Below are 7575 nucleotides of genomic sequence, written 5' to 3' on the forward strand. Positions count from 1 at the left end.
CGCGGCAGTGGCGTCGCCCGCGCGACTCGGCCACATCCCGGCGCAGCAGCAGGCCCCCGCCCACACGGAGGTCGTCCCCATGGCCCTGCGGCAGGTCCACTTCGTCATGCCGGGCGGCGTCGCCGACCCGGCCGCCCCCAGCGGCGGCAACGCCTACGACCGCCGTATCTGCCTCGACCTGCCCGGCTTCGGCTGGCAGGTCCGCCGGCACCTCGTCGACGGGGCCTGGCCCCGCCCCGACGAGCAGGCACGCCGCGAACTCGCGCGCGTCCTGCGGGAACTGCCCGACGGGACGGCCGTCCTCCTCGACGGCCTCGTCGCCTGCGGCGTACCCGAGATCATCGTCCCGGAGACGGCCCGGCTGCGGCTCGCCGTCCTGGTGCATCTGCCGCTCGGCGACGAGACCGGCCTCGCCCCGCACATCGCCGCCGACCTCGACGCCCGCGAACGCGACGTGCTGCGGGCCGTACCCGCCGTGATCGCCACCAGCGACTGGGCCGTACGCCGTCTCGTCTCCCACCACGGCCTCGCCCCCGACCGGGTGCACGTCGCCGCCCCCGGCGCCGACATCGCACCCCTCGCCCCCGGCACCGACGGCGTCTCCCGCCTGCTGTGCGTCGCCGCCGTCACCCCCCGCAAGGGCCAGCACCGCCTGGTGGAAGCCCTCGCCACCGTCACCGACCTGCCGTGGACCTGCGTGTGCGTCGGCGGACTCGACCACGACCCCGACTACGTCGCCGGACTGCGCCGCCTCATCGCCTCCCACGGCCTGAACGACCGCGTCGAACTCGCCGGACCCCGCACCGGCGCCGACCTCGACGCCACCTGGGCCACCGCCGACCTGATGGTCCTCGCCTCCTACGCCGAGACCTACGGCATGGCCGTCACCGAGGCCCTCGCCCGCGGCATCCCCGTCCTCGCCACCGACGTCGGCGGCCTGCCCGAGGCCGTCGGCCGCGCCCCCGACGGCGGCGTGCCCGGCATCCTCGTCCCGCCGGAGGACCCCGCCGCCCTCGCCGCCGAACTGCGCGGCTGGTTCGGCGAGGCCGACGTACGGCGCCGCCTCAAGGCCGCCGCCCGCGCCCGGCGCGCCGCCCTGGCCGGCTGGGCCACCACCGCACAGAGCCTGGCAGCCGTCCTCGGCCGGCTCCCCGGCGACGAACCGAGGAGGGCGGCATGACCAAGCCGACGACCCACGCCCAGGGGGCCGCGACGATCCCCTCCCAGCCCGGCCCGGGACGCGCCGGCCGACCGCCCGCGCGACCGGACGAGGACGCGGTCGTCCCCGGCGCCGGGCCCGCGCTGCGGCCGGGGGAGCGGCCCACCGTACGGCTCCGTGAAGGCGCCGCAGGGGCGGAGGAGCCGCCCCGGTACGCGCCCGAGTGGCTGGAGCTGCGGGAGAGCGCCGACGCCGCCGCCCGCGCCGCCGACCTGCTGGACCCGCTGCGCATACGGCTGGCCAACCTGCCCGGCCGCCCCGGCGGACTCGTCGTGCACGACCTGGGCTGCGGCACCGGCTCCATGGGCCGCTGGCTCGCGCCCCGCCTCGACGGCGCCCAGCACTGGGTGCTGCACGACCGCGACCCCTACCTGCTGCACTTCGCCGCGGTCGCCTCCCCGCGCGCCGCCGCCGACGGCAGCCGCGTCACCGTGGAGACCCGCCGCGGCGACGTCGCCCGGCTCACCCCGGACGCGCTGACCGGCGCCGGCCTGGTCACCGCCTCCGCGCTGCTGGACGTCCTCACCCGCGAGGAGATCGACACGCTCGCCGCGGCCTGCGCCGGCGCCGGTTGCCCCGCCCTGCTCACCCTGTCGGTCGCCGGACGCGTCGAGTTCGGCACCCCCGACCCGCTGGACGCCGACCTCACCGCCGCCTTCAACGACCACCAGCGCCGCGGCGGCCTCCTCGGCCCCGACGCCGTCAACGCCGCCTGCGACGCGTTCTCCGCGCACGGCGCCACCGTCCACGTCCGCCCCAGCCCGTGGCGGCTCGGCCCCGACTGCGCCGAGCTGACCGCGCAGTGGCTGCGCGGCTGGGTCGCCGCCGCCGTCGAGCAGCGGCCCGAACTCGCCGAGCGGGCACGGAAGTACCTGTCGGCCCGCCTCGCCGAGCTGGCCACCGGCGACCTGCACGTCACCGTGCACCACAGCGACCTGCTCGCCCTGTCCCGGCCGGCGGGAGGCACCGCATGACCCCGGCGTCGGCGGCCCCGGCGGTGCGCGTCCCGAGAGCGCGGGCGGCTCGCCGTCCGACGGCGGACACCACGCCGGCGGCACGGCAGGCGGGCACCGGGCGCGTCCACGCGGGGCGGGCGCCCTCGACGGGGCCGCGGCCCTCGCCTCCGGCGGGGGAGCGGCCCGCACCGCAGGCCCCGCCGGCCGCCCGCGTACCCGAGGCCGGCGGCCACGCCCCCGCCGGGCCCGCGTCCGGGCCGCGCAAGCACCTCGGCACCGTCGCCGGGCTCGCCATCCTCGGCGTGCTGGTGTGGCGGATGGGCAGCGGCGCCTTCCTGGACGGGCTGCGGCGCATCGACGCGCCCGCCCTGCTCGCCGCCGTCGCCCTCGGCGCGGCCACCACCGCCGCCTGCGCCTGGCGGTGGACGCTCGTCGCCCGCGCACTGCGCATCCGGCTGCCGCTGGGCGCGGCCGTCGCCGACTACTACCGGGCCCTGTTCCTCAACGCGGCCCTGCCCGGCGGCGTCGTCGGCGACGTGCACCGGGCCGTCCGGCACGGACGCAGCGCCGGCGACCTCGGCCGCGGCGTGCGCGCGGTCGTGCTGGAGCGTACGGCGGGACAGCTCGCGCTGGCCGTCGTCGGCGCGGGCGTCCTGCTCGTCGTGGACTCCCCGGTACGCGACGACGTACGCCGCGTCGTCCCGCTCGCCGCGCTGGCCGCGGCCGGCGTGCTCGCCGTCGTACTGGCGCTGCGGCTGAACCGCCCCCCGCACCGCGCCCCGGACGGCGCACCGTCACGGCGGGCACGGGCATGGCGGTCGGCGCTGGCGGAGGCACGGGAGGGGCTGCTGTCGCGGCGCAACGGGCCCGGTGTCGCCGCCGCGTCCCTCGTCGTGCTGGCCGGGCACCTGGCGACGTTCGTCGTCGCGGCCCGCGTCGCCGGCTCCGACGCACCCCTGACCGCCCTGCTGCCGCTCGCGGTGCTCGCCCTGCTCGCGATGGGACTGCCGCTGAACGTCGGCGGGTTCGGGCCCCGCGAGGGCGTCACCGCGTGGGCGTTCGGCGCGGCCGGCCTCGGCGCCGGCACCGGCCTCGCCACCGCCGTCGTGTACGGCGTGCTGTGCTTCGCGGCGGCCCTGCCGGGCGCGTGCGTCCTCGCCGCCCGCTGGTGGGGCGACCTGCGCCGCGTCCGGGCCACCGGCGCCCCCGCCGCGTCGGGGGCGCAGGCCGCCCCCGGCCCGGAGGTGCGTCGGGCCGCCCGCGACCCGGAGGTGCGTCGGGCCGCCCGCGACCCGGAAGTGCGTCAGGCCGCCCCCGGCCCGTCGTCGCCGGTCAGCAGCGCGAGGGTCGCTCCGAACGCCTCGGCGAGGCTCGCCAGCAGCGCCTTCCCCTTGTCGGCGGACCCCAGGGAAGGACGGCCGATGACCCCCGAGTCGGTGTAGGCGGACATGCCGGCGGTGAGCAGATGACGGCGGTCGTCCGCCAGATGATCGGCGGACTCGTACCCAGGGCGGACAACGTGCGGATGAGTGTGCAGCAGGATCGACGTCTCGATCTCCCCCGCGTGCATGTCGCTGAGCAGCGACGTGACCACCCCGGCCCGCCCGCGGGCCTCCTCCCAGTCCTCGGCGGACGGGAACAGCGCGAGCTTCTCGCCCCGCGCCGACGCCTCCTGCACGACGTTGCCCAGGACGTAGTTGCCGCCGTGCCCGTTGACCACCACCAGCGCCTCGACGCCGGAGCGGCGCAGGGAGTCCGCGATGTCCCGCACCACGGCGTGCAGGGTGACGGAGGAGATGCTGACGGTCCCCGGCCAGGCCGCGTGCTCGTGCGAGCAGGAGACCGTCACCGGAGGAAGGAGGTGCACCGGGTGCGCTGCCGCGATCTCCCGGGCGATGGCACAGGCGACGAGCGTGTCGGTGGCCAGCGGAAGATACGGCCCGTGCTGCTCGTAGCTGCCCACCGGAAGGACGGCGACCTGTGCTGAGACGCCCGCCGCCCGCTGACGTACATCCTGTGCGGTGTCCGCCGGCACCAGCATGTGTGCCGCCGCCGTGCCCTTGTCCGAACCGTCCATCGTCCCCCGGCCTTTCGTCGTCGCCCGAAGCTTAGGAACCAGATCATGACAGAGAACAGCACCGCCCCCCTCGGCCTCGTCAGCGCCCAGCCCGCCCCGCGCACCGGCGTGGAACACGTCGTGACCGCCCCGCTGCCCACGGTGTACGGCCAGTTCAAGGCGGTCGGCTACCTCGACCACGACCGCGGCGACGAACAAGTGGCCCTGGTGTACGGCGAGATCGGCACCGACGACGTCCTGGTGCGGCTGCACTCGGAATGCCTGACCGGCGACGCGTTCGGCTCCCGGCACTGCGAGTGCGGCGACCAGCTGGAGGCCGCCCTGCGCGCGGTGGTCAGCGAGGGCAGCGGCATCGTCGTCTATCTGCGCGGGCACGAGGGGCGCGGCATCGGCCTGCTCGCCAAGCTGCGCGCGATGGCACTCCAGGCGGAGGGCCTGGACACCGTCGAGGCCAACCTGGCGCTGGGTCTGCCCGTCGACGCCCGCGACTACGCCGCCGCCGCGGGCATCCTGCGCGACCTCGGCGTGCGGTCGGTGCGGCTGATGTCGAACAACCCGCGCAAGCGTGAGGCTCTCGTCCGGCACGGGGTGCAGGTGAGCGAGCAGGTGCCGCTGCTGATCCCGCCGTGCGAGTCCAACATCACCTACCTGCGGACCAAGCGCGAACGCATGGATCACCACCTGCCCCACCTGGACGCCGTGGGCCAGATCGGCGGGTGACGGGGAGGGCGGGGCGCCGCGGAACGCCGGTCGGCGACGGCCGATCGGGGACCCTCGATCGTCGGCCCCCGCCCCCGTCAGCCCGTGACCGCCTCGTGCACGAGCCGTTTCAGCTCGGGGAAGATCCTCAGCGACCGGCGGGGCCGGACCTGGGTGAGGAACTGAACCGTCAGATCCCGGCCCGGGTCGACCCAGAAGGTCGTGGTGGCGACACCGCTCCACCCGAAGCTGCCGAGCCCCTGCGGGGCCAGGGTGCGGGCCGGGTCGGTCACCACGGAGACTCCGAGGCCGAAGCCGACGCCGTCGTTGCCGGGTTCGTCGTGGGCGGGCCGGCTGCCGAAGGCCCGCAGATCGGCCCCGCCCGGCAGATGGTTGCGGGTCATCAGGTCCACGGCGGCGGGGGAGAGCAGCCGGACACCGTCCAGTTCGCCGCGTCGGCGCAGGAACTCCATGAAGCGGTGCCAGTCGGGCGCGCTCGACACGAGTCCGCCGCTGCCGGACAGGAACCGCGGCCGGCCGTGCAGGGGCAGCCCGGGTATCGGGACGATGCCGCCGCCGTCGGTGTCGCCGTACAGTTCGGCCAGCCGGCCCGCCTGCTCCTCCGTGATGTGGAAGCCGGTGTCGCTCATGCCGAGCGGGCCGAGGATCCGCTCCGCGAAGAACACGTCGAGCGGCTGCCCGGACACCACCTCGATGATCCGGCCCAGCACATTGGAGGCGACGGAGTAGTTCCACTGGGTGCCGGGGTCGAACTGCAGCGGCAGCCGCGCGTACACCTCGATCGTCTCGGCGAGGTCCGCTCCGGCCGGCACCGACGACTCCAGCCCGGCGTCGCGGTAGAGCGCGTCGACCGGATGGGTGCGGTAGAACGCGAAGGTCAGACCGGCGGTGTGGGTCATCAGATGGCGTACGAGGATCGGCCCGGCGGCGGGCCGCGTGACGACGTCCGTGCCCGAGCCGCCCACATACACGCGCGGTTCCGCGAACGCCGGCAGATGCCGGGCGACCGGGTCGTCCAGCGACAGCCGGCCCTCCTCCACCAGCAGCAGCGCGGCGACGGCCGTCACCGGCTTGGTCATGGAGTACACCCGCCACAGCGTGTCCGGCGCGACGGGCGCCCCCGCCGCGACGTCCCGCAGCCCGTGCGCGGTGAGGTGGGCGACCCGGCCGCCGCGCGCCACCGACACCAGGAACCCCGGCAGGGCACCCTCGTCGACACGGCGCGCCAGCGACCGGTCCAGTCGGTCCAGGGCCTTCGCGTCCAGGCCGGCCTCGGCCGGGTCGACCTCTTGTCGCAGCACTGCCATCGTTCTCCTCGCCTCACATCGGTCGTGCCGCGTACCCGCATACCCGCCCGGCCGCCCCCGTGATCTCACCGCCGTACGGGAACACGGGCGCGATTCCTCTCCGTCCCGCGCGCCATGCCGTCCCGCACGGACGACGGGCCCGCCGCACCGGGCATCCGGTGCGGCGGGCCCGTGAGGGGTCCGGTCCGCTCAGTCCTTCTTCTCGACCGCGTGCCCGCCGAACTGGTTCCGCAGCGCCGCGATCATCTTCATCTGCGGCGAGTCGTCCTGCCGGGACGCGAACCGCGCGAACAGCGACGCGGTGATCGCCGGCAGCGGCACGGCGTTGTCGATGGCCGCCTCGACGGTCCACCGGCCCTCGCCGGAGTCCTCGGCGTAGCCGCGCAGCTTCTCCAGGTGCTCGTCCTCGTCGAGGGCGTTCACGGCGAGGTCCAGCAGCCAGGAGCGGATGACGGTGCCCTCCTGCCAGGAGCGGAACACCTCGCGCACGCTCTCCACGGACGGGACCTTCTCCAGCAGCTCCCAGCCCTCGGCGTAGGCCTGCATCATCGCGTACTCGATGCCGTTGTGGACCATCTTCGCGAAGTGGCCGGCGCCGACCCTGCCCGCGTGGACGAAGCCGTACGGGCCCTCGGGCTTGAGCGCCTCGAAGATCGGCTTCAGCCGGTCGACGTGCTCCTTGTCACCGCCGACCATCAGCGCGTAACCGTTCTCCAGGCCCCACACGCCGCCGGAGACGCCCGCGTCGATGAAGGCGATGCCGCGCTTGCCGAGTTCCTCGGCGTGCTTCTCGTCGTCCGTCCAGCGGGAGTTGCCGCCGTCGATGACGACGTCGCCCGGCTTGAGGATGCCGCTGAGCTGGTCGATGACGCTCTGCGTGACCCGGCCGGCGGGGACCATCACCCACACGGCGCGCGGCGCGGCGAGCCGGTCGGCCAGCTCCACCAGGTTCTTCACGTCGGAGCGCTCGGGGTCGGTGTCGTACCCGACCACCTCGTGGCCGGCGTTGCGCAGACGCTCGCGCATGTTGCCGCCCATCTTGCCGAGACCAACAAGACCGATCTGCATGGTTACTTCACTTCCTTGAGGTCGCGGTAGGCCGCGACGAGAGCGGCGGTGGAGGCGTCGAGGCCGGGAACGTCGGCGCCTTCCGTGAGGGCGGGTTCGATGCGCTTGGCGAGGACCTTGCCGAGTTCGACGCCCCACTGGTCGAAGGAGTCGATGTTCCACACGGCGCCCTGCACGAACACCTTGTGCTCGTACAGCGCGACGAGCTGGCCGAGCACCGACGGGGTC

6 protein-coding genes and 2 pseudogenes are annotated in these 7575 nt (G+C 75.4%); 4 read left to right on the forward strand and 4 right to left on the reverse strand.

Going from position 1 to position 7575, the window contains the following annotated elements:
- Positions 1 to 7 precede the first annotated feature (7 nt).
- The 3 genes and pseudogenes from MTQ10_RS08265 to MTQ10_RS08275 form a co-directional block, all read left to right on the forward strand.
- Positions 8 to 1180 carry a glycosyltransferase family 4 protein gene (locus MTQ10_RS08265; RefSeq protein ID WP_374117582.1) on the forward strand — a complete coding sequence of 391 codons (1173 nt, stop codon included), beginning with the start codon at positions 8 to 10 and terminating at the stop codon, positions 1178 to 1180.
- Positions 1177 to 2193 (forward strand): hypothetical protein, encoded by a 1017-nt coding sequence (locus tag MTQ10_RS08270; RefSeq protein ID WP_247463953.1) that lies wholly within the window; start codon positions 1177 to 1179, stop codon positions 2191 to 2193. Before MTQ10_RS08265 ends, MTQ10_RS08270 begins: the two co-directional genes overlap by 4 nt.
- A pseudogene (locus MTQ10_RS08275) lies at positions 2190 to 3290 on the forward strand (lysylphosphatidylglycerol synthase transmembrane domain-containing protein); the annotation flags it as partial. The gene MTQ10_RS08270 and the pseudogene MTQ10_RS08275, both read left to right, overlap by 4 nt.
- Positions 3291 to 3478: 188 nt before the next feature.
- On the opposite strand, the gene MTQ10_RS08280 reads toward MTQ10_RS08275, so the two are convergent.
- On the reverse strand, positions 3479 to 4252 hold the full coding sequence (locus tag MTQ10_RS08280; protein ID WP_308404551.1) for a creatininase family protein: 774 nt from the start codon (positions 4250 to 4252) through the stop codon (positions 3479 to 3481).
- A 45-nt stretch (positions 4253 to 4297) separates the two neighbouring features.
- Here MTQ10_RS08280 and ribA point away from each other — a divergent pair, with 45 nt between their 5' ends.
- Complete coding sequence (gene ribA, locus MTQ10_RS08285) at positions 4298 to 4972, forward strand: GTP cyclohydrolase II (protein ID WP_247463959.1); 675 nt, start codon at positions 4298 to 4300, stop codon at positions 4970 to 4972.
- A 77-nt stretch (positions 4973 to 5049) separates the two neighbouring features.
- Here the strand turns inward: ribA and MTQ10_RS08290 are convergent, their stop codons facing one another.
- From MTQ10_RS08290 to MTQ10_RS08300, 3 genes and pseudogenes are all read right to left on the reverse strand, one after another.
- Complete coding sequence (locus tag MTQ10_RS08290) at positions 5050 to 6279, reverse strand: serine hydrolase domain-containing protein (protein ID WP_247463963.1); 1230 nt, start codon at positions 6277 to 6279, stop codon at positions 5050 to 5052.
- Positions 6280 to 6468: 189 nt separating this feature from the next.
- Entirely contained in the window at positions 6469 to 7347 is an 879-nt protein-coding gene (gnd, locus tag MTQ10_RS08295; RefSeq protein ID WP_247463966.1) for a phosphogluconate dehydrogenase (NAD(+)-dependent, decarboxylating), read from the reverse strand.
- 2 nt (positions 7348 to 7349) lie between these two features.
- Positions 7350 to 7575 (reverse strand): annotated as a pseudogene (locus MTQ10_RS08300) (glucose-6-phosphate isomerase); the annotation flags it as partial.

This window comes from Streptomyces sp. XM83C (genome assembly GCF_023072675.1).
Taxonomy (GTDB): Bacteria; Actinomycetota; Actinomycetes; order Streptomycetales; family Streptomycetaceae; genus Streptomyces; species Streptomyces thermocoprophilus.